This is a genomic window from Psychrobacter sp. CAM01 (assembly GCF_032842965.1).
GTDB classification, from domain to species: Bacteria; Pseudomonadota; Gammaproteobacteria; order Pseudomonadales; family Moraxellaceae; genus Psychrobacter; species Psychrobacter celer.
This window is the reverse complement of sequence record NZ_JAWJBL010000008.1, coordinates 41,987-66,525: the sequence shown is the minus strand read 5'-3', so window position 1 is coordinate 66,525 and position 24,539 is coordinate 41,987. Positions and strand designations below refer to the sequence as shown.

21 protein-coding genes are annotated in these 24,539 nt (G+C 47.0%); 9 read left to right on the top strand and 12 right to left on the bottom strand.

Going from position 1 to position 24,539, the window contains the following annotated elements:
• Positions 1–137: 137 nt before the first annotated feature.
• Positions 138–1,412 (top strand): AAA family ATPase, encoded by a 1,275-nt coding sequence (locus tag R0I52_RS03930; protein ID WP_317053251.1) that lies wholly within the window; start codon positions 138–140, stop codon positions 1,410–1,412.
• A gap of 4 nt (positions 1,413–1,416) precedes the next feature.
• A complete protein-coding gene (locus R0I52_RS03925; protein ID WP_317053250.1) occupies positions 1,417–1,950 on the top strand; it encodes a hypothetical protein in 534 nt (177 codons plus the stop codon).
• A 100-nt stretch (positions 1,951–2,050) separates the two neighbouring features.
• Here the strand turns inward: R0I52_RS03925 and R0I52_RS03920 are convergent, their stop codons facing one another.
• Positions 2,051–5,008: a valine--tRNA ligase gene (locus tag R0I52_RS03920; protein WP_317053249.1), complete on the bottom strand. Its 2,958-nt coding sequence runs from the start codon at positions 5,006–5,008 to the stop codon at positions 2,051–2,053.
• A gap of 296 nt (positions 5,009–5,304) precedes the next feature.
• Between R0I52_RS03920 and R0I52_RS03915 the strand changes: the two genes are divergently transcribed.
• Positions 5,305–6,351, top strand: coding sequence for a formate/nitrite transporter family protein (locus R0I52_RS03915; protein WP_317053248.1), 1,047 nt, complete (start codon positions 5,305–5,307; stop codon positions 6,349–6,351).
• Positions 6,352–6,573: 222 nt separating this feature from the next.
• Here R0I52_RS03915 and R0I52_RS03910 read toward each other — a convergent pair whose 3' ends face one another.
• The 6 genes from R0I52_RS03910 to R0I52_RS03885 form a co-directional block, all read right to left on the bottom strand.
• The gene (locus R0I52_RS03910; RefSeq protein WP_317053247.1) at positions 6,574–7,497 is read right to left on the bottom strand and encodes a bile acid:sodium symporter family protein; all 924 of its coding nucleotides are present in this window, start codon (positions 7,495–7,497) and stop codon (positions 6,574–6,576) included.
• Positions 7,498–7,787: 290 nt separating this feature from the next.
• The gene (locus tag R0I52_RS03905) at positions 7,788–8,261 is read right to left on the bottom strand and encodes a YbjQ family protein (protein ID WP_317053246.1); all 474 of its coding nucleotides are present in this window, start codon (positions 8,259–8,261) and stop codon (positions 7,788–7,790) included.
• A 44-nt stretch (positions 8,262–8,305) separates the two neighbouring features.
• The gene (locus R0I52_RS03900; protein WP_317053245.1) at positions 8,306–8,752 is read right to left on the bottom strand and encodes a YbjQ family protein; all 447 of its coding nucleotides are present in this window, start codon (positions 8,750–8,752) and stop codon (positions 8,306–8,308) included.
• 96 nt (positions 8,753–8,848) lie between these two features.
• Entirely contained in the window at positions 8,849–9,406 is a 558-nt protein-coding gene (locus tag R0I52_RS03895; RefSeq protein ID WP_075100354.1) for a YecA family protein, read from the bottom strand.
• A gap of 268 nt (positions 9,407–9,674) precedes the next feature.
• Positions 9,675–9,911 carry a PA3496 family putative envelope integrity protein gene (locus R0I52_RS03890; RefSeq protein ID WP_075100353.1) on the bottom strand — a complete coding sequence of 79 codons (237 nt, stop codon included), beginning with the start codon at positions 9,909–9,911 and terminating at the stop codon, positions 9,675–9,677.
• Positions 9,912–10,115: 204 nt separating this feature from the next.
• Positions 10,116–11,636 (bottom strand): hypothetical protein, encoded by a 1,521-nt coding sequence (locus tag R0I52_RS03885; RefSeq protein WP_317053244.1) that lies wholly within the window; start codon positions 11,634–11,636, stop codon positions 10,116–10,118.
• A gap of 349 nt (positions 11,637–11,985) precedes the next feature.
• On the opposite strand from R0I52_RS03885, the gene serB reads away from it, so the two are divergent.
• From serB to hemJ, 6 genes are all read left to right on the top strand, one after another.
• Entirely contained in the window at positions 11,986–13,176 is a 1,191-nt protein-coding gene (serB, locus tag R0I52_RS03880) for a phosphoserine phosphatase SerB (RefSeq protein ID WP_317053243.1), read from the top strand.
• A 308-nt stretch (positions 13,177–13,484) separates the two neighbouring features.
• Positions 13,485–14,441 carry a DUF368 domain-containing protein gene (locus tag R0I52_RS03875; RefSeq protein WP_317053242.1) on the top strand — a complete coding sequence of 319 codons (957 nt, stop codon included), beginning with the start codon at positions 13,485–13,487 and terminating at the stop codon, positions 14,439–14,441.
• A gap of 165 nt (positions 14,442–14,606) precedes the next feature.
• Positions 14,607–14,999, top strand: a complete 393-nt coding sequence (aciT, locus tag R0I52_RS03870) for an AciT family ciprofloxacin tolerance protein (RefSeq protein ID WP_317053241.1) — start codon at positions 14,607–14,609, stop codon at positions 14,997–14,999.
• A gap of 148 nt (positions 15,000–15,147) precedes the next feature.
• Complete coding sequence (locus R0I52_RS03865) at positions 15,148–15,657, top strand: SCP2 sterol-binding domain-containing protein (protein ID WP_227697328.1); 510 nt, start codon at positions 15,148–15,150, stop codon at positions 15,655–15,657.
• 254 nt (positions 15,658–15,911) lie between these two features.
• Complete coding sequence (gene bioB / locus R0I52_RS03860) at positions 15,912–17,060, top strand: biotin synthase BioB (RefSeq protein ID WP_317053240.1); 1,149 nt, start codon at positions 15,912–15,914, stop codon at positions 17,058–17,060.
• Between the two features lie 152 nt (positions 17,061–17,212).
• On the top strand, positions 17,213–17,647 hold the full coding sequence (hemJ, locus tag R0I52_RS03855; RefSeq protein ID WP_317053239.1) for a protoporphyrinogen oxidase HemJ: 435 nt from the start codon (positions 17,213–17,215) through the stop codon (positions 17,645–17,647).
• Positions 17,648–17,815: 168 nt separating this feature from the next.
• On the opposite strand, the gene R0I52_RS03850 is transcribed toward hemJ, so the two are convergent.
• The 5 genes from R0I52_RS03850 to R0I52_RS03830 all read right to left on the bottom strand — a co-directional run bounded on the left by R0I52_RS03850 (position 17,816) and on the right by R0I52_RS03830 (position 24,420).
• Positions 17,816–18,592 (bottom strand): hypothetical protein, encoded by a 777-nt coding sequence (locus R0I52_RS03850; RefSeq protein WP_317053238.1) that lies wholly within the window; start codon positions 18,590–18,592, stop codon positions 17,816–17,818.
• Positions 18,593–18,811: 219 nt separating this feature from the next.
• Positions 18,812–19,315 (bottom strand): hypothetical protein, encoded by a 504-nt coding sequence (locus R0I52_RS03845; protein ID WP_317053237.1) that lies wholly within the window; start codon positions 19,313–19,315, stop codon positions 18,812–18,814.
• 76 nt (positions 19,316–19,391) lie between these two features.
• Complete coding sequence (rph, locus tag R0I52_RS03840; protein WP_100750069.1) at positions 19,392–20,108, bottom strand: ribonuclease PH; 717 nt, start codon at positions 20,106–20,108, stop codon at positions 19,392–19,394.
• 203 nt (positions 20,109–20,311) lie between these two features.
• Positions 20,312–22,102 carry an AMP-binding protein gene (locus tag R0I52_RS03835; RefSeq protein WP_317053236.1) on the bottom strand — a complete coding sequence of 597 codons (1,791 nt, stop codon included), beginning with the start codon at positions 22,100–22,102 and terminating at the stop codon, positions 20,312–20,314.
• 590 nt (positions 22,103–22,692) lie between these two features.
• On the bottom strand, positions 22,693–24,420 hold the full coding sequence (locus R0I52_RS03830) for an AMP-binding protein (RefSeq protein ID WP_317053235.1): 1,728 nt from the start codon (positions 24,418–24,420) through the stop codon (positions 22,693–22,695).
• Positions 24,421–24,539 lie beyond the last annotated feature (119 nt).

Genomic DNA, 24,539 nt, shown 5'->3' with positions numbered 1-24,539 from the left:
TCCAGAATTGCTTCTCTAAACACCATAGTTAGCTAACAACCTAACTTATATACTTTAAAAGTCAATTTCGTTTTACCTATTCCATACTTACTGCTAAAATTGACTACAATTATGATCTTATCAGGTGGACTACTAAAATGGAAAAAATATATTTGAATAACTATAAAGGATTTAAAAATCAGTTCATTCAACTTGACGATATCAATTTTCTAGTAGGTGAAAATAGTACAGGTAAAACCTCTTTTTTGAAAATCATTAATTTACTATCTAAACAAGAATTTTGGATGGGATTCGAATTTAATAACAGCGAGGTTGAGCTTGGTTACTTTAATGAAATCTATAACAAGAAAAACCCTAAAAAGGGTAAGAAAAAATTTCAAATTGGTATAGAAAGAAGTCTTAGAAGGTCTAGGAATAGCAATAGAGATTTGAGATTAGTGCTTGATTTTAATGAAAAGCAATCAATTCCAAACCTATTTCAAGTAAAAGCTCGTATAGGTAGCTTTGATGTATTGATTAGGTTTTCGGATAAGCAAGTTAGGTATTGGTATAAAGAATCCGAAAAACAAGATTTCAAAGAATGGGTGACTGATCTTAATACCTATGGAAGCTTCAAAATTCTTAAACATCCAAAGAACTTACCTCTATTTATCATTCTTACATTAATAGAAAATGAAATTCATGACGACAGTCAAAGAAGCATGGGGTTTTATAACCTAGAAATTTTTGATAATTTTAAATGGATAGCTCCAATTAGAGCTAAAGCCAAAAGGATATATGAGTCCTATAAAATAAAATTTTCTCCTGAAGGAAACCACATACCCTCTTTGTTAAGAAAAATGCTTATGGATAAGGATACTGCTACAAAAAATAAAATAATAACTATTTTAGAAAATTTTGGTAAGCAAAGCAATCTATTTGATGAAATTATAGTCAAAGAGCTAGGTGAAAGAAACGTATCACCTTTTGAAATAATTATTAAGTATAAAAATCTAGAAATGAAGTTGCCAAATGTAGGCTATGGAGTCTCTCAATCATTACCTCTAATCATTGAAATACTGTCTTCTACTAGAACTGTTTTCTCAATTCAACAGCCAGAAGTACACCTTCATCCTAAAGCGCAGTCTGCCTTTGGTAGCTTTCTGTTCAATTCTGTCACAAACGATAATAATAGATTCATTATTGAAACACATAGTGACTTTACAATTAATAGACTTAGATATGAGATTTTGAAGAACTCAGAAGAGATCGAAGCAAAAATAAAATCCAAAGTATTATTCTTTGAAAGAGGTGATTTTGGCAATACTATTACAGAAATGAGTATTGATAAGCACGGTACATTCATTGGCGATATTCCAAATACCTACAGAGAGTTTTTCATAGATGAAGAGTTAAAACTTTTGGAGCTTTAAGAATATGCCTATTATTATAGATGCGAACTGTATTGCAAATGTTTTTGATGTAAATTGTGCCAGACATGCTGAGTTTACTCCTGTTCGAGATTGGATTGTTTCAGGTAAAGGTAAAATGGTTTATGGAGGTACTACATATGAAAACGAACTTAGGTTATTACCGAAATATCTCCCAATCATTAGGTTTCTGAGGGAAAGTAACAAAGTTATTAGAGGAAACAAAACTGCTATAGACCAGTATCAGTCTCAAGTAGAAAGTAAAAGAACTGATCCTGACTTTGATGACCCTCACCTTGTAGCAATATCAGTGGTGACGAAATGTTTATTGATTTGCTCAGAAGATACTCGATCTATAAAGCATGTAAAAGATCGAAAGTATTATCCTAAATCTTTTGGCAATCTTCCTTCTTACTATACTTCTAGTAGTAACTCCAACTTATTATCTGATAATTATGTCCATCAGACATTTAAACCACTAACTACAATTAATAGATCTGTACAAGATAAATTTAATCTAATAAAAATTAAGAGTAAATAGAACGTATATCTTAATTACATATGAAAAACTAATCATTAAAAATATTTTGGTTAGAAAGCCACCTAGCTAGGTGGCTTTCTGAATATCAATGTCTAAAAAACTACAAAGCCTTCAACTCCTCCATTTGCCCTGCTATAGTAGCCAACTGCCCTTCTAACTCTTCAAGCTTCACCTTCTCCGCATCAACCACTTGCGCTGGCGCTTTACTCACAAAACCTTCGTTAGAGAGCTTACGCGCGATACCGTCGGCTTGCTTTTGCAGTTTTTCATGCGCTTTGTCCAGACGTGCCAGCTCAGCCGTTGGATCAATCAGACCTTTCATCGGTACCAGTACACGTAGCTGGCCGACCATACTTGATGATGACAATGGCACCTCATCACCTTCTTTGACGATCTCTAAGCTCTCGACTTTGGCCAGTGCTTTAAACTGGTTTTTGATACGTGATAGCCGCGCTTCTTCCTCATCTGAGATATTTTGTAGCAATACTGGTAGGCGTACGGCGTTACCCAGTTTCATCTCACCGCGGATATTACGGACGCTAGCGATCAGCTCTTGTAGCCATGCCATGTCCGCCTCCACCTGCTCACTGATCTGCGCATTATCAGCTTGAGGATAAGCTGCGACGACAATGCTGTCGGTATCTTTACGGCTCAGCAGTGGCGCGACAGTCTGCCAAATCTCTTCGGTCAGATACGGCATGATTGGATGGGTAAAGCGCAGCGCCGTCTCGAGCACATGCAGCAGCACGTAGCGGATTTGCGCTTTACGCTCGTCTGTCACCGAGTCGTCATTGAGGCTGGCTTTGGCAAGCTCGACATACCAGTCGCAGTATTCGTTCCAGATAAACTCATAAATATCATGGCTGACCATATCCAGGCGATACTGGGCAAAGTGCTGATGGATATTGCTAATCGTCGAGTTGAGACGGCTCATGATCCATTTTTCGGGTAGCTCCCACACCTCAGGCTTCGCGCTTTGGTCGATAGGCTTGGCATTGCTGTCACCATCGACACAGTTCATGAGGACAAAGCGGCTGGCGTTCCAGATTTTATTACAGAAGTTACGATAGCCCTCAACGCGTTTCAGATCGAAGTTAATATCGCGGCCAGTACTGGCTAAGGATGTGAAGGTAAAGCGCAGTGCATCGGTACCATAAGCTGGGATGCCTTCTGGGAATTCTTTACGCGTTTGTTTTTCAATCTTCGCCGCGTCTTTTGGGTTCATCATATTGCTAGTGCGTTTTTCTACTAGCGTCTCCAAATCGATACCATCGATGATATCGATTGGGTCGAGCACGTTGCCCTTTGATTTGGACATTTTTTGACCGTTGCCATCACGTACCAGACCATGCACATAGACGGTCTTAAACGGTACTTGCGCCGTACCATCTTCGTTTTTGACAAAATGCATGGTCATCATGATCATGCGCGCCACCCAAAAGAAGATAATGTCAAAGCCTGTGACCAAGACGCTAGTTGGGTGGAAAGTCTCAAGCACCTTTTTATCGGCAGCCGGATCAGCCCAGCCTAGTGTACTAAAGGTCCATAGTCCTGAGCTAAACCAAGTATCGAGCACGTCATCGTCTTGGCGCAGTTTGATATCGTCACTTAAGTTATATTTAGTGCGAACTTCGGCCTCATCGCGGGCGACATAGATCTCACCCGTCGTATCGTCATACCAAGCCGGAATACGATGACCCCACCACAGCTGGCGACTGATGCACCAGTCTTGCAGATCGGTCATCCACGCCATATACATATTTTTATACTGCGCGGGGACAAACTCAATACGACCATCTTCGACCGCATCAATCGCTGGTCCTGCCAGCTTATTGACGGCGACATACCACTGATCAGTCAGCCATGGCTCGACGATGGTACCACCGCGCTCAGCACGCGGCGCTTTTAGCGCGTAGTCTTCGATGTCTTCTAGCCAGCCTTCGCTACTCGCTTGCTCGACCAGTTGCTTGCGCGCCGCAAAACGCTCAAGCCCAGCGTATTCGCTCGGCGTGGTCTCAAGCGCAGGCTCACGCGTTTGCAGATCAGCATAGACCTCCATCTCAGGCAAAATGTTGGCACGCTCATCTAAAATATTAATCAGTGGCAAGCTGTGACGACGGCCCAGCTCATAATCATTAAAGTCATGGGCGGGGGTAATCTTGACACAGCCTGTACCAAAGTCGCTTTCGACATAATCATCGGCCACGATCGGCACCACGCGGCCTGTGATTGGCAAAGTAATGGTCTTGCCGATCAAATGCGCATAGCGCTCATCGCTTGGGTTGACGGCCACAGCGGTATCACCCAATAATGTCTCAGGACGGGTGGTGGCGACCACCAGATAGTTTTTGCCGTCTTGGGTAGTGAGGTCTGTATCGGTGAAATAGTAACGGAAATGCCACAAGCTGCCTTTTTCATCGACGTTTTCTACTTCTAAATCAGACAGTGCGGTTTGGAACTTAGGGTCCCAGTTGACCAAACGCTTACCACGGTAAATAAGACCTTCATCAAACAGACGCACAAACACTTCTTTGACCGCATTGGATAAGCCATCATCCATGGTAAAGCGCTCACGCGACCAATCCACCGAGCTACCAAGGCGGCGAATCTGACGGGTGATGTTGCCGCCCGACTCTTCTTTCCACTCCCACACTTTATCGATAAAGTCTTCGCGCGTCATATCACGGCGGCGGATGCCTTGCGCCTCTAGGCGGCGCTCAACGACCATCTGGGTTGCGATACCAGCGTGATCGGTGCCCGGTTGCCAAAGCGTATTGTCGCCGTCCATACGGTGATAGCGGGTCAGCGCATCCATGATGGCATTGTTAAAACCGTGCCCCATGTGCAGCGAGCCTGTGACGTTCGGCGGCGGCAAGGCGATAGAAAACGACTCATCCTTATCAAAAGTTGGGGCAAAATAACCACTCTCCTCCCAGCCTTGATACATGCCCGCTTCGACATCCTTTGGGCTGTAAGCGTTTTCTAATTGACTTAAGGCGGCTTGAATAGACTCGGTCAAGTTGGTTGTGCTGTTGGTATGATTCTCAGGATTGCTCATAATAGAATAATCTTTTATTAATAATGAATGAATTTTGTCAAACAAATAACATGAAACGTAAGCGATGGGATTGATAGAGTGATTTTAACGCAGATGGCCAGATTTTGTTAGATGCTAAGGTAATTTATCGGCTTTGAGACGCATCCATTAAACAATTAACGAACAGCAATCCCCCGCTCTGGCAAATATAATACGTTATAGTCATGCTGTAGCATATAACGTCTGTTTGTATATTAGTCATGACCTTCTGCCAGTCGGTAGCGCCCCATCATTGTCCCATAACCAGCGAGTTTACTGTGCCCAAAGATACCGAGCATAACAACACCTACCAAGCCGACCCATCACGCAATAAGCTTATCGCAGAAGGTATCGCGCGCCCTAACAATGCGCCAGACAATGACGCCGCCGCAGACGACTACCCGCCAGACGACAGTGAGGTACAAGCAACTAAGACCCTAAAGGATGAAGACCTACCCAAAGAAATCAGCGATGAAGACAAAGAAACCATCAAAAAAGTCGCAGGCGATGACAATCTAAGCCAAGCAAAAAGCTATGCCAGTATCTTGGTGGAGCAAGTGATACATGCCAAAGAAACCTTTGAGCGCTCTTTGGGCTCATTATTTACCAGCGCCTTTACCGCAGGGTTTGAGATTGGCATCAGCTTTTTTATGATTTTATCAGCCTTTGCGCTACTGAGCGCCGTCATACCTAGCGATTATGCCATCGTCCTCGCCTCCTTGATGTATCCGGTGGGCTTTATCATCGTTGTCATTGGCCAGTCGCTATTATTTACCGAGCAGACCTCCCTCTTAAGCCTGCCTGTCTTAAACAAAATCGAACCCTTGCACAAGTTGCTACGGCTATGGGGTATCGTTATCACAGGCAATATCGTCGGCGGCTGCCTGTTTGCCGCCTTGATGATTGGCCTTGGCCTAAATATGCAGCTGTTTGGCGCCAGTGATATCGATGCTTATGCTGAGCATATTTTGGGGTTTAGATGGTGGGTCATCTTTGGCAGTGCCGTACTGGCAGGCTGGATGATGGGCATTGCAGCATGGCTTGTGACCTCAGCGCGCGATACCATTAGCCGTATCGTCTTGGTGACGCTAATCACCGGTAGTATTGGCTTTTTGGGACTGCATCATAGCATCGTCGGCAACATCGAAATTTTCTCCGCCCTGCTATATGGCAATACCGTCAGTCTGTGGCGCTATTTGCTGTTTTTGATAGTGGTGCTGGCTGGCAATACGGTGGGCGGCGTGGTCTTTGTCGCGATACTAAAAAACCGCGCTTTTTTATTTGAAGTAGAGCGTGTCAAAGAACAGACCGACGAAAAAATATAGTCAATCCGATATAACATTGGCACACTTCATGTCATATGCTACTGGTATTTATTTTGCGCAGCATCGAGCAGCGTCGGCACAGCGCGCAAAGAAAATAAATACCCGTAGCGCTGTACCTATTTTAGAATAGATTACTTATAAGTACCGATGCACGGTGGCCTTAGCGCTGGTCAACGCTCTATAAAACCAATACAGGGCGACTCGGATCGCTCTGATAGCCAGTTATAAGCGGCGCGCAGCTAAGACGCTCATCTCCACCTCTGAGCGCTTTACTTGACGATATTTGGCACCAAACACTCTGACCAAGATACCAGCAGTCAAAAACATGATGAGGGTATAAATCGCAGGCGTCATCGACATTTTATAGTTGGCCAATAGGGTCAATGCCATAAAGATAGATAACGTGCTGTTTTGCAGGCCGACTTCTAAGGTTACCGACGTTCTTTGCGCCAAGTTTAGGCCAAACCACTTACTGCTATAGTAGCCAAGCGCCATGGTAGAGAGGTTGAGAAGCAACGATACCGGACCTGCTGCGAGTAGCGCCTCGACGAGGATACCGCGCTGGACATAGCTTAAAAACACCACTAAAAACGTCAAAAATATCACCCCAAATCTCGACACATAGACCTGAGAGTTGTCAGCGATACGCGGCGCATGGCGTTTGATCAGCATACCGAGGCTGATAGGCACGATGGTCAATACCACCAACGTCAGCACGGTTTTTAGGACAGGTAATTCAAACGCACTACCAGCACCCATAAAATAAATCAGCGAAAAGCTCAGCACCACAGGAATGCTAAAGACTGTGATGACACTAGCAATCGCTGTCATCGTCACTGACAACGCCACATCGCCTTTGGCCAGATAGGTAAATAAATTGGAAGTGGTGCCTCCTGGGCACAACACCAGCAGCATGACGCCGACGGCGTATTCAGGCTCTAGAGGCATGATATTGGCCAATGCAAAGCCGATGAGCGGTAATAACAACAGCTGATTGGTCAAGCCGACACCAACTGCCTTAGGGTATGTTAAAACGCGTTTAAAATCATTGGCGACGAGAGTAAGACCCATACCCATCATAATCAAAAACAAACAAATGGGGATGATAACTGAGTTGACTAAGGTGACAATTTCCAGACCTTCCATAACCACATCCTTGTAGATACTACCCGCCCAAAAACCCGCACCAGCCGCCACCTTCACATCGAAGCGTCAGCACCTATGCTATTGTTTTTGACCGGATATAAGACCCTGCGTGGGCCGGTGTATGACAGCATTCCATGCCATCGTGTCTATACGCCCCCTCATGGAGCGATATAACAAAGTATATCGTTGTAAAAGCGGCTTTATCTGTTTTATTCAACGACTCATCAGTCAGATGTGGTGGTCAAAGAAAGGAAAGCAAACTAGGAAGGAAAATCAGGAAGGCAAGACAATTAGGGCGTGTCATCGATACTATGCACCGCTGTGCCATAAGCAATGGCCTCCACCATACTACCGAGCTGGTTGATATTGGTCACCTCAAGGCGCAAACCATAGATGTGATTGTAGCCTTTGGCATGTGCCTGAGTACGCATACGTACGATGGCCTCGCGGCGCGCGCGATCCAGCAGTGTCTCATAAGTGGTTAGGTTTTTGCCAAAGATGCTCAGCACCCGCGCGACGATCATTTTAAAATAATCTTGCGCGATCACGACGCTGCCGAGCACCAGCTCACCTTGCGTGTCCGCCGCCAGTTTGGGACGATAAAACCGCTCGCTTGAGACCACGATATGACCCAGCGTTTGCTCAGCTTGGCGTAGCTGCGCTAGATGCTGACGCTCATGACGGGTGCCAAAAAACCACCCCACCACAAACAATATAAGGAGCGGCGCATAGTTGATAAGCATTTGGGTGAATGAGTGGTTCATGACACGTCTCTTCTTATAAAAAAGCAAATAGGCTTTTTAGGTGGTTAACCAAAAGGGTTGAAACGTGGTAAGTCATCAGCTGGCACTGCGCTTGGCTGGGTGGGCGCGGCTTGCGGCGGGCGTGATGAATCATCGTGACGATGGGGAGGCTGAGGCGCTGGATCCGGCATCGGTACGGCCTTGACCGCCGTACCATAGACAAACAGCTCGGAGGCCCCTTGAGCGATACTAGAGGTCGAAAAGCGCAAGCCCACCACCGCATCTGCGCCCAGTGCTTCGGCCTTGACCACCATACGATCGATTGCCTCTTGGCGCGATTCTTCTAACAGCTCGGTATAGGCGGTCAGCTCGCCGCCGACGATGTTTTTTAGCCCAGCAAACAAGTCTTTGCCGACGTGTTTTGAGCGTACCGTACTACCATAGACCACATCCAAACGCTCAGTGATCTGATACCCTGGTAGATGCTCAAGATTGGAGAGTTGCAAAGCCATGATATTACCTTATGCATACAAAATAACAGCGGCGACTGTCTGTTAAAACAGTTGCTACCTAAAAGAACTGACACACGGGACGATCTAGGTACGGTATCAGTCGTTGGTATGAAACAACAAAAACAGCTCGGTCAGATTGCCTTCGATACTATTGGCCATCTGTGCCAGCTTGTCTTCATCACGGCGCATGGCGGCCAGCTCAGGATCTTCATCATCGATACCACTGAGCACAATCATCGGTAGCGTCAACACCGCCACATCCTCGCTGGTTTCTTCATCTTCAAACCAATCACTGGCTTCCTCGCCATACATCGCATCGACAAAACCGATCGACCAAGCGACGATGTCTGACTCGTCGGAGAAATCTACCGCCACTTCCTCATCACCAGCGTCTTCGTTGAAAGGCAACTCAATGGGTGTCTCGTTTTTTAGCTCAGCCATGATAGCGGCACGCCAGCGCTTGATACCATCGACGACGTTTTCTGGAATCTCGCTCACATGACCTTCAAAAAACGCATCCAACCAATTAGGCAGCGGGCGACCGATGACGGTAGCGGTCAAAAAACCATGGGCGGCGACACTATCGAGGACGTAGGGGTTTTCTTGGGTATCTAAGTAGTCTAGTAATTCGTCAAAGCTTAATGGGTCACTCATGAGTTAAAATCCTTAAATGAAGGGTGTCAATCGCAAAACGATCGAAGATAGGCATGATGATGGAGGGGACAAGAAAGCGACTATTAAAAGTCACGTATCCAAACCGTCATGATAAAAAATAAAAGCAGGCAACGCCAAATCTCAATAGAGGGATGAAGCGCTGCTGTAGAGCGGTCATTAAAAGGCTTTAGTTGACAAACATACGGCGCTAGAGCGACAGACGAATGCTGCTGACAGAAAAAAAATGCCGGCACTATGACGTAGCCGCTCAGATATCGTCGTCGTCCCAATCATCGTCGTCTTCATCGAAATCGTCGAGATCATCAAGATCATCTTTTAGCTCTCTTGCTAAACGCTTTTCTTCGAGCAAGTTATCGATCAATCGACGCTTTTCAAGGCTACTTAAGCGTGTGCGCACACTTGTTTCAGCCTCTTCTACCATCTTTGCGTCATCATCATCGACAAAGTCATCATCAAAATCGTCGTCAATATCAGCGTCACTCATGACAAACTCCTATCAGTTTTAGCAAAGGTATAAAAAATACATCAATATATATATGCCTTATAAAGTCTCTGTTGAGAGTTGTCAATCCTTTTTGTCAATATGGCATATTTCCCAATCGCGGCCAAACCTCTTTGCCAAGCAGTATTATAGGCAATTGTACAGACTACTTCGGTACAAAACAGCGCTCCTGATGAGCACTTATGCTTAAGAAGCCTCTTGATTGTCGACCATCAACACCGCATTACGCACATCCGCCAACCGCTGAATCATCGCATCATTGCCCCCATCAAATATCGCACACTCACGCTCATAGACTGTCGTTGGGCGCATGATGCTCTGTACCTGGACATGATTGCTGATTTGTTTAAGACCTGCATTGGGCAATAAGATCAGCATTTGCTCTTTTTTGCCGATACCGTGCAGCAGATGCGTCATGGCTTCACTTTGCGCATCATCACTGACACCTGCTTTGGCAGGCAGCGCAAAACGTGACAGCTCGATATGCTTATCATGGATGATTTTGTTGAGCATCAAATATAGCTTGCCTAGCATTACACCTGCCAGCGCTACTTTGGCGTGGCTGTTGTCAGCTTTGAGCAGCACGCTGGCTCCTTTATCATCAAAACTTGGCTCATTTATCCTGCTAACACCGAGCAGTAGCGGCTGTTTTAGTAGCTCGGTCGTCGCTTGGTTGAGCAGCTGTGTGCATAGCGCCAGATATGGTAGGCGCTGGGCGGGCGCTAGACGCTCAAGCATATTAAACTCATCATGAAAGACGATTTGTACCCTGACACTATCAAACGTACGCGTGGCTGATAGGCGCGCGCTGCCACGAGCCGCTTTGCCGATGCTTTGGTCATGGCCTGTTTCTGATGGCTTATCCTCTGTATGATGGACTGAGTCTGCTTTGGATGTCGCATCAACATCGTCCTTTATACCATTACTTATATCCAAGTCATGCTCGGTATCAATCCGAGTGTCAGCATCTGCAGACGTTGCGCCTTGCTGCCCTCTGATATAGCTATTGACCGCGCCATGGATATTTAGTGTACGTACCGCAGCACTGGTATCGGTATTGGTTGTATTGTCAGCTGTACTCTGTGTCGTCTCAATGTCTGCGGCGCGGCGGTCGCCCTCATAGTCGCTACGTTGATAATCACGCTCAGAGCCTCGTTGATCGAGCTGTCTAAACTGCTCGCGGTGTAGCTCTGAGATATCACGGCTGATGGCGTTGATTTGCTCTTTGGTCGGGCGCGCAAGATAACCATAAATCAGCCACAGTAAGAGATGCAGAAGCAGCATACCAATGACAAACGGCCACTGCATGGCGATAATCTCGCCCTTGCTGATATCTTTTAGCGTCAGCGCCACACTACCGATAACCGCATCGCCTTTGGTAGCGATTTGACGGATGGTATCGCCTTGCTGCATCGGTGCGTTGCCCACTGGTACCAAGATATCATCGTTGTTGTCTTTGATCAAAATACGCGTCACGTCCTGCTCACTGGTGTAGCGATTGGCGATGACACTGAGACTGACACGGTCTTTGTTTTCTAGCGATAGCCTCGCTTCATCTATCAGTTGTGCGACCATCTGTTCGCCTTTTAACGCACGACTTTTGCTCAACTGCTGATCAGTACTGATGACCAATAGCAGTGTCTGCAAACAAAAACTAACCAGAAGAATAATGGCAAACAACCCTTGCCGCGGCGCTAAATACGTCATGATATGGTAAACTTTTTTGGATAAATGAAATTAAAAAACGAGACTGTCGCTCATTTTTTGGCTAATTTTGAAAAATCGTCGGTCTTGTCTATTGTGCTTGCTATCATACTTACACACAGCTGTGCTTACATACCGCTATCGCTCTTATCACACAGACCAAGCGGGCGCGCTTATCATAGCTACTATAGCACCATAATAAACCTTATAGCGTTCGCAGTTTTAGAAATTTATGTGGGCAACGCAGCCGTTTTTTGCAGACCATAATACTTTGCGCGCTATCTATAGGCGCTGACCTGTAAAACTGTTATTATTCCTAATCTTATATGAGCATACAAGGGACAATTGAGTCATGCCAAAAAATACCTCTTATTCGTTACCAAAAGACAGCAAAGCATGGCAACAAGCCGTGGATTCTGTTGCATCGCTACTACCCAACAATACGAATTTGCAAGATTTTGACGCATTGCAGTCCCTTCCTGTTTTTGCCCTCATCGTCGTCCTGCCAACTCACGTATCAGCACTGGACATTCATCAGTATGTACAGTCTTGGGTCGATGAGCAGCCCAACTGGCACTTGGTCACCGTAGCAGAAGACGCCGATGCCAGCTTTGTCAATATCACGGTGTCTGATACCGAGCCTACAGCAGGTGATGCGCAGCGCTTGCCATTTACCCCCGTGCAGGTTTATCGCTATTTGTTGGTGCCTGTGACCGACACCTTGATGCACCCTGCCAAAAAGACGGCAGCCGCCCACATCATCGACGATCAACTTACCACCCGCTTACGTCACGACTTGACCAAAGCCTATAACAATACAAGCCATACAGGCAGTGGTGAGCAGCTAGATGTGGTCGATTGTCATATCCTCTCCATCGGTCATATGCTACGTACGCACAAGCTTGCCTGCTTTGATATGGACTCGACGTTGATCGAACAAGAAGTTATCGTCGAGCTGGCCAAAACCGCTGGTATCGGCGAAAAAGTCGAAGCCATCACCGAGGCGGCGATGCGCGGAGAGATCGATTTTGATGAGTCTTTTGCTCAGCGCGTGGCGCTACTCAAAGGCATCTCGACCGATGTCCTCGATGATATCTGCCGCCGTTTGACCTTATCGACAGGCGCGCGCACCACGATCAGTGCGCTCAAAGCACTGGGCTATCATACGGTACTGGTATCAGGGGGCTTTACCTATTTTGCCAACTATATCGCCGAACAGCTAGGTATCGATGAAGTACACGCCAACGCCTTAGATATTGACGAAGGTGAAGTGACCGGTCATGTGCAGCTACCTATCGTCAATGGTGCCAAAAAAGCCGCCATCGCCGAGCAGACCGCCGAGCGCTTAGGTATTGATATGTCACAAGTGGTCTGTGTCGGCGACGGTGCCAATGACTTACCGATGATGGCCGTTGCTGACTTGGGCGTCGCTTACCGCGCCAAACCCATCGTTCAAGCGCGTGCCGACTCTGCCATCAATGTCACAGGACTTGAGGGCGCGCTTTATGCCTTGGGTTATCCAGCGCTCGCCCCGACCAAGTAATGGTAAAAAACACTATAGCCAATCCCCCATAAAATTGGCCTGCAAGATACTTTGTGCTACTGGATGCCACGTGCTACTGGTATTTATTTTGTGCAGCATCTATCGGCGTAGGTACGGCACGCAAGGAGCATAAATACCAGTCGCGCCGTACCTGTTCTAAAGTGGAGTCACTATACGCTCACAAAAGCTAGGTTGATAGCTTGTCATCGACCTAGCTTTTATGTTTATCTCATTGCATTTTTTCTTTATTAGCTTTGTTTCGCTCGATGTTTTATCCCATCACGTATTTTTGTATAAAGGATGTACCCATGACGGCACCTCAATCACCGCGGCCAAGCGAGTCGTCAGCAGCAGATAACCAACCAAAATCGCTGGCAGCCACTTATATCAAGGGCATGGCGATGGGCGCCGCTGATATTGTCCCTGGTGTCTCTGGCGGCACTATTGCTTTGATTGCCGGCATCTATGAGCGCCTGATCAATGCGCTTGGCAGTATTGGCCCCAGCTTGTGGCAGGTGTTTCGCGCAGAGGGTGGTTTGCGAGGTTTGCTTGCGGTCTGGCGACAAGTCGATGCCACGTTTTTGTTGTTTTTGTTACTGGGTATTGCCAGTAGTTTTGCCACATTAGCAGGTATGATCAAGCACCTTTTAGACCATCAACCGCTCATGATTTGGTCGTTCTTTTTTGGTCTGGTCGTTGCCACGGTATTTTTATTACTGACAGAGATTAAACGCTGGAATATCGGCCGCATACTACTATTTTTGGCAGGGCTTATCAGCGCTGTGGTGATTAGCAGCCTACCAATCATGACCACCACGCCAAGCTTGCCTTATTTGTTTTTTGCAGGGGCAGTGGCTATTTGTGCGATGATATTGCCTGGGGTATCAGGGTCTTTTATTTTACTGTTATTGGGCGCTTATGACGCTGTGTTAGAAGCGGTCGATACCATGAACTTTAGTATCCTTTTGACCGTGATCGCTGGTATGGCAACGGGGCTGTTGTTATTCACGCGGGCGCTCAAATGGTTACTAGCGCACTATTACCAAGCCACGCTTGCCCTACTGACCGGCTTTATCGCCGGCTCCTTGGTCAAAGTCTGGCCGTGGAAGGTCGATGCGTTGGGGACGCTCGACAGCGACGCCATTTATAACGTCATGCCATGGCAGTATCCGGCAGGCGCGCAGTGGGCGACCACGATAGGGCTGATGCTACTTGGTGCTGTGTTGGTGTCCTTGCTCTCATGGTGGGGCAACCGCCACGCTTGAGGCCGCTTGTCGGCTTTGTGATTGGCGCGTGTCATTCTAAAAAACCAAACGTCAACGGTTGTCGCAAAGTCGCCTCTACCCTCTTTAGCTTTACTCAGCAAGCTTTCATAATAGTCGCATTGTTATAAGAAATTCACCTTATCAATAGCGAGATGAATGATGTTAATGACTGTTTTTTCCTTTATCGGTATAGATAGCTTGAGTGGTACGGCACTGTTTGCGTTTGGGCTACTAGCAGGCTTGGTGCTGGCGTTGGCGTTTTCATCACAGCGCTGGCTGCTATGGTATCTGTTTGGCGGTATGGCCTATTGGCTAGCAGTCGAGGCCGTCCAAAGCCTATTGATCAGTCGGCCGGCCCTGCTAGCGCTATCAGAATGGCATAGCTATGTCATCGCCATGGGTATCAGCTGGTTGCCGTTGGCAGGCTGGGTGCTGTATCGAGCCATGCGCTACGATGATGTCAGTCAGTCGGTGCAGCAGCAGCGCGAGTTGCAAGCAGCGCGCTATATCGAACATACGCCAGTGTATGACGACGACTATCAGCCGCGTTTTCATTGATGATGGATAATGTTACAAGATACTAAACGCTCTCTACTTAACTACTAAAGAATTGATGGTATTTGATGGTTTATACTCTAATTATATATTTGTCGCAAAAATTCATATAAAGTACGCTATATTTTTTGTCTTATTCTTTAGGAGTTTTATGATGTTTACGCTACCTGTATTAGATATCAAGTCTGACCCGTTAGATGTATTGCTAGCAGTGATTGGCTATCGCCTCTCTATGCTGGCCGATAGTGATAATGAAGACGTACAAAAGCTGCTTGCGGATCGTGATGTAACCATCGAGCTTGCCAGCACTGAGTCTGGTATTGCGCGTTATTATCGCTTTGATAATGGTCAGTTTAGTCAGCAAAGTGGCCATGCAACAGAAGCCGATTTGACCATTACTTTTAAAGACTCGATGACGGGCGTAAAGCTGCTAACCAAAGGCGATTTGCCAAGCTTTATGACGGCGGTACAAGAAGGCAACTTGAGCATCGAGGGTGACTACAGCTTGATGATGTGGTTCAATAAACTTGCCAAGCACATCGTGCCCGCCATCCCAGAAGAATACAAACCTTATATCCAAAAGGCAAAGCCTTACGCTTATAAAGCGCAGCAGTTTGCCAATCATTGGATCGGCGTTGCCAAGCACAAACTGGGTAAGTAATCACCTACTTACCAAAGTGTCCTTTATAATTCTATAGCTCTTTATAGCTCTTTATAGCTCTATAGTCCTTTATAATTCTATAAAGGCTAGACTTATAAAGTCGTTGTCATTGGTATGTTGATGGTATCGACTGTCGATACGCTTTGGCAGCATTCTGACTTTCTAAAAAGGTTGCGGTATACTATATCGCAGCCTTTTTTATCATATAAAATCACAACCTACCTTCTTTATCGTATTATAAAAGGATTTATCTTATGGCAGGATTGCTTAATATCTCAGAGCCCAGCAGCCAGCAAAACACAAAAGACAACGGCTTGGAGCCTGATTTTTTGACCGACATAAAGGCCGAAGCAGCGGCGCAGCCTACCTCTCATAGCAGCTATAGCCGTGATGATATCGCGCGGTTGTTTGACTTGCCATTGATGGACTTGCTGATGCAAGCACAGACTGTGCATCGTCAGCATTTTACAGCCAACGAAGTACAGATTAGCACCTTATTGTCTATCAAAACTGGCAACTGCCCTGAAGACTGTGGCTACTGCTCACAATCAGGCCACCACCGCGACACCACCAAACTGCAAGCAGAAAAGCGTATCGAAGTCGATAAGGTCATCGCCGCCGCCAAGCGTGCCAAAGCCACGGGTTCGTCGCGCTTTTGTATGGGTGCGGCTTGGAAACACCCCAGCGCCAAAGACATGCCTTATGTGGTCGAGCTAATCAAAGAAGTCAAAGCATTGGGGCTTGAGACCTGCATGACCCTAGGTATGCTAGATGACCAGCAGGCCGCGCAGCTGGCTGATGCAGGACTTGATTATTACAATCATAATCTAGATACCTCGCGGCGCTACTACGAGCAAGTGGTCAGCACCCGCAGTTATGACGAGCGCCTAGATACTCTCGCTCATGTTCGTAACTCTGGTATCAATGTCTGTAGCGGCAATATCGTGGGGATGGGCGAGAGTCGTGACGACCGTATCGACTGGGTACACGAGCTGCTAAAAATGCCCAAAGCGCCTGAGTCTATTCCGGTCAATCTATTGGTGCCCATTCAAGGCACACCGATCGGTGATAAAGTCTTAGCAGAAGGCCAGCTTTCTGTGCTGGAGTGGATACGTACCATTGCGGTGACGCGTATCTGTTGTCCGACCAGCTACGTGCGCTTGTCTGCTGGCCGCGAGAGCCTCTCTGATGCAGAGCAAGCTTTGGCCTTTATGGCAGGTGCCAACTCGTTTTTTTATGGTGACAAACTATTGACCACAGGTAACGCCAGTCAATCGAGTGATAATAGACTGATGCGTGAGCTCGGCCTCACTGCTCAGTTTGCCGCCCCTCGTGCGCCAAAGCAGGTGCCTGTGCTGGATGCGATGAGTGGCCATCAATCACAGGTCGTGTTGGCGCAGTAGCCCTTTGTATGCCATTGATTGATAGTCACGTTGGTAGTTGCGTTGACAGTCATATTGGTAGTCACACTGGTAGTTGCGCTACTAGTGGGCAATATGTGCTAAGCTTGCCGACATGATAGAGCCTACCCGACCAAACAGTAAGAGAGAGGATAATGGCAGAGTATTTTAATTGGATCAAAGCGGCGCATATTATTTCTATGGTTTGCTGGTTTGCTGCGATATTTTATTTACCGCGCTTGTTCGTCTATCATGCGATGAGTGAGGACAGCATCAGTCACGAGCGTTTTGCTATCATGGAGCGCAAGCTGTATCGCGGCATCATGACGCCATCGATGATAGCGACATGGGTATTTGGCTTATGGATGTTGGGACTGGGCTGGGAGGTTTACAAAACCCAAGGCTGGTTACATGCCAAGCTACTGCTGGTGATACTGCTCTCGGCCTACCACGGTGCTTGCGGTTTTTATCGCAAAAAGCTGATCGACAACCCACATTACAAAACCCATAAGTTTTGGCGCTGGTTTAATGAGATACCTGTTTTTGCCTTGATATTTATCGTGATTTTGGTGGTGGTCAAACCGTTTTAAAGACTGCGACACGAGCTAGACTGATCAAACCAAAACGCCCATCATCTCTTTAGATAATGGGCGTTTTTTGTAAAGCATGTAAGGTTGCTGTGCCTATGCCGCTTGCTGCTGCGCAAAACTCATCTTCGTCTCGCTGTAGTGTTTTTATCCTGAGCCTATTTATCACGCTTAAACACTTGGGCGCATGATTTGATAGACATTGCTCAAATCATAGACTCGGTAACGCGCAGGCTCTCGGCGGTTTTCGCCTGCATAGCTGAGAATCAGTGCTTGCTTGGCACGCTCATCGACCCAGCCGACAAACAAGCCGCTATGCTCGACGCCATTGTAGCCGTGATTGATATAGTACAGCCAGTCACCTGCTTCTATCTGACTGCTATGAGCATAAGGCCCTTGGCGGTATGTGCCTTTGTGTACTGTATCGCGCGTCACCCCTGCTCGCTTAAACACTGCATCTAAATAATCCCAGCAGCCGCCTTGAATGATTGTACGCTCATTGAGCGCCATTTTACGTGCTGTACTAATGACTTCACGCGCCGCCATACTGCTTTGGCGCTCTGCGCTACTCAGTATCGGTAAATATTCACTATCAATATTGTCATAGCTACCAGACAAAAACGCTGGCAGCACAGATGGCGCTTGATAGCCGCGCTCAGGATAGCGATATGCCGTGCTCTCCGCTGGCGCGGTAACTGCCGTGTCGGCGCGGTAACTATCGGCGCGCTGAATACGAGAGCGCGTACTGATCTTAGCAGAAGGGACGGCTGAGTATGAGGGGGTATAACGGGCGCTCAGATCTGACTGAGCTGATTTTTGCGCGATAAGCGCACTCATACTATCGGCATGAGAGGGTGTCATGCTACCTACAAGTAGCAATAACACGCCACACGACGCTGTAATCGGGGACGATACAGACAGTGACATAGACGATGACAAACGCGACATGACTGACTCCTTGTCAAAGGTACCATTGACAACAAAAAAGCAAAATACCAGTTTTCAGTCTTACTTATAAACCATTTGGGCGCAAATCTGCAAGCACTATAGTTCATTCACTATAAACACGATACCGGGTAACTGGTATGAGCGTATCGATTTTATTTCGAATTGGCTATAGTGTCGCTTAAAGAAATGAAATAAGGTTTAAAAAAGTAGATAGAAAGACTAAGAGGGAGGCAGGTTGTCATTCATCTTAATATTGACATGGCGTTTGCCAAATGTCTGGCCTTGTAAGATCGCTTGGGCGGCTTTGGCCTCTTGTACACTCTCAAAGCCACTGAGCTGGCACTTACAGCTACCATCGACATCCGTGATCTGTAGCTGCTCACCCATCAGTGTGACATTGTCACTATCGATAAGGGTGATATGCTGACGCTTACCTTGATGGTCATGCACCAGCTCACCACTACGCACCCACAGCACACCACTACTGATATTTTTGCTCAAAGCTTGTTTTTGCTGCTGGCGTTTTTTATTAAAAATAAAACTACCAACGATGAGCAAAGCCAGCGCGCCAATAGCAAGGCGCTCAGGCAACAAACTCATGGCCATCGCGACCGCCACGGCACCCACGAGCAAGGCGGTACCAAACCAAAACATACCATTGTCAGCCGCTGGCGCTTGATTTTGTAAGGTGATTTTGGCGCCGTCATCGGTCAGCTTGAGCATGTATCGTTACCTATTGCCGAGTATTTACTGCAAGAATGATGCGTCTTTAGAGGACGATAAGACCAAAAAACGTCGCTTACCAGCCCAGCGCCGTCTGCTGCATGGTAATCAGCTCCGCAATGCCTTTTTCGGCCAGCGCTAGCATATCGTCTGCTTGGGCGCGAGTAAATGGCTTTTCTTCGGCAGTGCCTTGTAGCTCAATGAACTCACCTTTTTGGGTCATGACGACGTTTAGATCGGTATCACAGCTGGCGTCTTCTTCGTAGTTGAGGTCCAAATACGCTTTGCCGTCTTTCATGCCCACAGAGACCGCCGCCACTAGGCCAATCAATGGATCGGCTTTGAGCTTTTTGGTTTTTTGTAGGCTCTCTAACGCATCGATCAGCGCGATGGCCGCTCCTGTGATACTGGCGGTGCGCGTACCACCATCAGCTTGGAGTACATCACAATCAAGATAAATGGTGTTTTCACCAAGCTTGCTCAAATCAATCATAGCACGCAGGCTACGACCGATGAGGCGCTGAATCTCTTGCGTACGACCTGACTGCTTACCGCGCGCCGCTTCGCGTTGGTTACGGGTGTTGGTCGCGCGTGGCAACATACCGTATTCGGCCGTGATCCACCCTTTACCCTTACCCTTTAGCCAGCGCGGTACACCAGACTCAACACTAGCGGTACACAGGACTTTGGTATCGCCAAAGCTGACTAACACTGAGCCTTCAGCATGCTTAGTATAATGGCGCTCAAAGCTGATCGAGCGAAGTTGGTCAAGCTCACGATTGTCAATACGCATAAAAATTCCTAGTACTTGTTTTAAAGCAGTGTTGTAAAATAAGTGTTGTCAATAAAAGGTAGCACGCGCAAAGCGCCATGAACCACAAACTCTCAGTCAGCCAATGTCTAAGCTGATGCCCGTATGACGATATCCTAACGTGGCAGCGGCGCAATAGCAAGATTCACTCCAGCCATTACGCCGCTACAAAAAAGACGCTGGTGTTATTCTAGACCTTCCATCTTACGCAATTCTTTACGCAAAATCTTACCGACGTTTGACTTTGGTAATTCATCAACAAACTGTATATGACGCGGACGCTTATAGCCTGTCAGTTGTTTTTTACCAAAATCAAGCAGCTCTTGCTCGGTGACCTCGCCTTTTTTGACCACAAACAGCTTAGGCTCTTCGCCGCGCTGCTCATTTGGCACACCAATAGCGCCGCACTCCACCACGGCTGGATGCTCGCTCATGGCTTCTTCGATTTCATTTGGATAGACATTAAACCCTGACACCAAAATCATGTCTTTTTTGCGATCAACGATTTTGATAAAGCCTTTTTCGTCCATGATACCGATGTCGCCTGTTTTTAGGTATCCATTGCTGGTAAAGGTCTCGGCGGTTTCTTTTGGACGGTTTTGATAGCCGATCATCACCTGTGGGCCTTTGACGCAAATCTCGCCGCGATCGCCTAATGCCACTTCGTTTTCGTCCTCATCGATGAGTATCACATCGGTGCTCGAAGCTGGAATACCAATCTTGCCAGTAAACTCAGAGATGGTCATTGGGTTAAAGGCCACCACAGGCGAGGTCTCAGACAGACCATAGCCTTCAACGATAGGCAACCCTGTGATTTTATGCCACTCTTTTGCCACGTTTGGCAACACCGACATCCCGCCGCCGATAGAGGCTTTTAGATTAGAAAAGTCCAAGTCGGCAAAGCTTTCTTTGTGTACCAAACCATTAAACAAGGTATTGACCGCTGGGATAAACGAGGGCTTGTATTTGCCCATCTCTTTAATCAAACCATCCAAATCGCGTGGGTTTGGAATCAGCAGCCCTGCATAGCCTTGATACATGCCGTACATACCACAGACCATAAAGGAGAAGACATGATACAGCGGTAGTGCTGTCAAGATAACATCATTGGCATCGACATCATCATCAAAGGCACTATTCATCAAGGCGCTGATCTGTAGCATATTGGCGACTAGGTTGCCGTGAGAGAGCATGGCACCCTTGGCCACGCCTGTGGTGCCGCCGGTATACTGGAGCAGCGCCACATCGCTGAGGTTCATATCTGGACGCTGGTACTTGCTGGCTGATACAGCGTTTAGCGCCTGTTTAAAGCTCACACTGTCTGGCAAGCTATAGGCTGGAATCATTTTTTTGACATGGCGAGCCACAAGATTGACCACCGCGCCTTTGAGCGTGCCCAGCATATCGCCGATTTTGCACAAGATCACATGCTCGACCTGACCTTTGTCTTCGGCATCTTGATAAGTCTTAGCAAAGTTTTCGACGATAAACAGCGCTTTGGCACCGCTATCATGCAGCTGATGCGACAGCTCGCGGCTGGTATAGAGGGGATTGACATTGACCAGCACCATCCCTGCGCGAATGATACCCAAGGCCACAACAGGATACTGCAAGATATTGGGCATCATCACCCCAACCTTATCACCCTTGACCAGTCCTAGTGACTGCAAGTAGCTGGCGATTTGGCGACTGTACAAATCCAATTGCTTAAAGCTAACCGAAGCGCCCATGCAGATATAGGCAGGCTTTTGCCCATAACGACTAAAATTACGCTCAAACACATCAAGTAAAGAGGTATTGTCCTCCGGCATATCGATAGTTGCTGCGATGCCATAACGCTCATAAGCACTCAACCACGGACTGTCGCTGTCTATCGTCGGCATATCGGGAAAGGCGTTGTCTTGATATGCCTGCCTAGCGGTATGGCCCGTGGCAGCTTGATCCTCTGTCGTCTCTTTATTGATACTGTCGGTCATAATTTTCCCTAAATGTTGCCGTTAAAAACATAAAATAATCAAAAGCACGTCATCATTTCTCGCCCTTTAGCGATGCCTTGATTAAAAGCAGTGCATCAATTAAAAGCAGTGCATCGATTCAATGAAAGACATGCCCCAATAAAGCACCCTTATCTATCGCAGCAAATCTGTGGCTACAAAAGCTTATGAATAAAAAAACAAGGCAACACCATTGGGTTTATCATTCATAAGCTTTGCAAGTCACAAAGCCATACCACGTCATCGATAAGTGATACCATGCCTTAGCCACACGCTAAGGTATACCTTACTGTCATTATGATGGTTTTGCCAAACCGCTCAAGCCAAACCAACAGATATATACAAAAATAGGTCGGTGGGCACTATAGCAGTTTTATGCAAAATTCTCTATCTATGGCCATGATGTTGTACAGACAAAAATAGCAGAAAAGACAAAAAATGATAAAGCAGCAGCCAGCGGCCTTATCATTTTTGTGTACGATGACATCTCGAGCAAAACCCACTCAGACTATAGAATCATAGCCCTAGTGAGTCGTGATTAGATAATCAGCTTAGCTCAAGCAAGCAGAAGATTAACAGTGGTTTTTTTCTTCAAGCTCTCGCAAGTCTTTGCGTAAGATTTTACCTACGTTTGACTTTGGTAGCTCGTCGATAAACTCCACATAACGCGGACGCTTATAACCCGTTAGATTCTCTTTGCCATAAGCGATGACTTCTTCTTCTGTCAAGCTGTCGTCACTACGTACCACATAAATCTTTGGCACCTCACCGCTTTTTTCATCATCGATACCGATGACACCGCACTCTAAGATCTTTGGATGACCTGACATGGCGTCTTCTACTTCGTTTGGATAAACGTTGAAGCCTGACACCAAGATCATGTCTTTTTTGCGATCGACAATCTTAAAGTAGCCTTCTTCATCCATCACACCGATGTCACCGGTGCGGAAATAACCATCCGCCGTCATCACCTCGCTCGTGGCATCATCGCGTTTCCAGTACCCTTTCATTACCTGCGGCCCGCGCACACTAATCTCGCCGCGCTCACCAATCTCAACCTCATTACCCGCCTCATCCAAGATGGCCATATCCGTGGCTGGCATTGGCAGACCGATGTTGCCTGAGAACTCGCCTGTCCCTTGTGGGTTTGCTGAGGCAACGGGCGAGGTCTCTGATAGACCATAGCCCTGTACAATGATATTGCCCGTGATTTGCTGCCATTTTGCCGCTGTATCCTTTAGCACAGCCATACCGCCGCCCATCGACATCTCAAGCTTGCTATGATCGAGCGCTTTGAACACCTCACTATTGGCAAGCGCATTAAATAAGGTATTTACCGCTGGGAAAAACGCAGGTGGATAATCTTTGTAGGCTTTGATTAAGCTTGCGCCATCGCGTGGGTTAGGTACCAAGAGCCCAATACAGCCGCGATAGAGGCCATACATACCACAAACGGTAAATGAGAAAATATGATACAGCGGTAGTGCCGTCATAATCACTGGCTGCTCATTCATTTTTTCAAACTTATCAAAAGCATCGCCTAAGTACGTGTCACACTGAATCAAGTTGGCAACCAAATTACCGTGCGTGAGCATCGCGCCTTTGGCCACGCCTGTGGTACCACCGGTATACTGTAGTACCGCGACATCATCCAAACCGATGTCATTGGGGCGCTGATAGCTGGCAGCCGAAAAGCGATTAAGCGCTTTTTTGAATTTGACGCTACCATTGATGTGATAGGCTGGCACCATTTTTTTGACATGGCGCACCACAGCATTGACGATGAAGCCTTTCAGCGGGCTCATCAAGTCGCCCATCGATGTCACTACCACATGATCGACCATCTCCTTGCCGATATCTTCATAGGTTTTAGCGAAGTTTTCTAATAAAATCAGCGCTTTGGCATCAGAATCTTCTAATTGATGGGCAAGCTCTTTGGTGGTATAAAGGGGGTTGACATTGACCAGCGTCAGACCTGCCCGCAGTACGCCCAAGACAGCAACGGGCAACTGCAGGATGTTTGGCATCATTACCGCGACTTTATCGCCTTTTTTTAGGCCGAGGGACTGTAGGTAGGCGGCGACCTGCTTACTATAACGGTCTAATTCTTCGTACGAGAGTTTGACATCCATACAGACAAACGCGGTTTTGCCAGCGTGTTTGATGAAGTTTTGCTCAAGTATCTCGATCAACGAGGTATCGGCGGGCGGCATATCGATATCGTACTGCATGCCCAGTTTTTCGTAAGTTTTGACCCATACTTTGTCGTTACGACGAATCAAGTTACCGTGATTTTCCATAATCTTTTCTCTCCTAGTAATAGTACGCTACCGTCCACTCATACAAATCACAGCGTGACAAACACACAAAGTCTCAAAGCGCTGGCAAACCATGATGATGGCCGTCAGGCACCGACCTT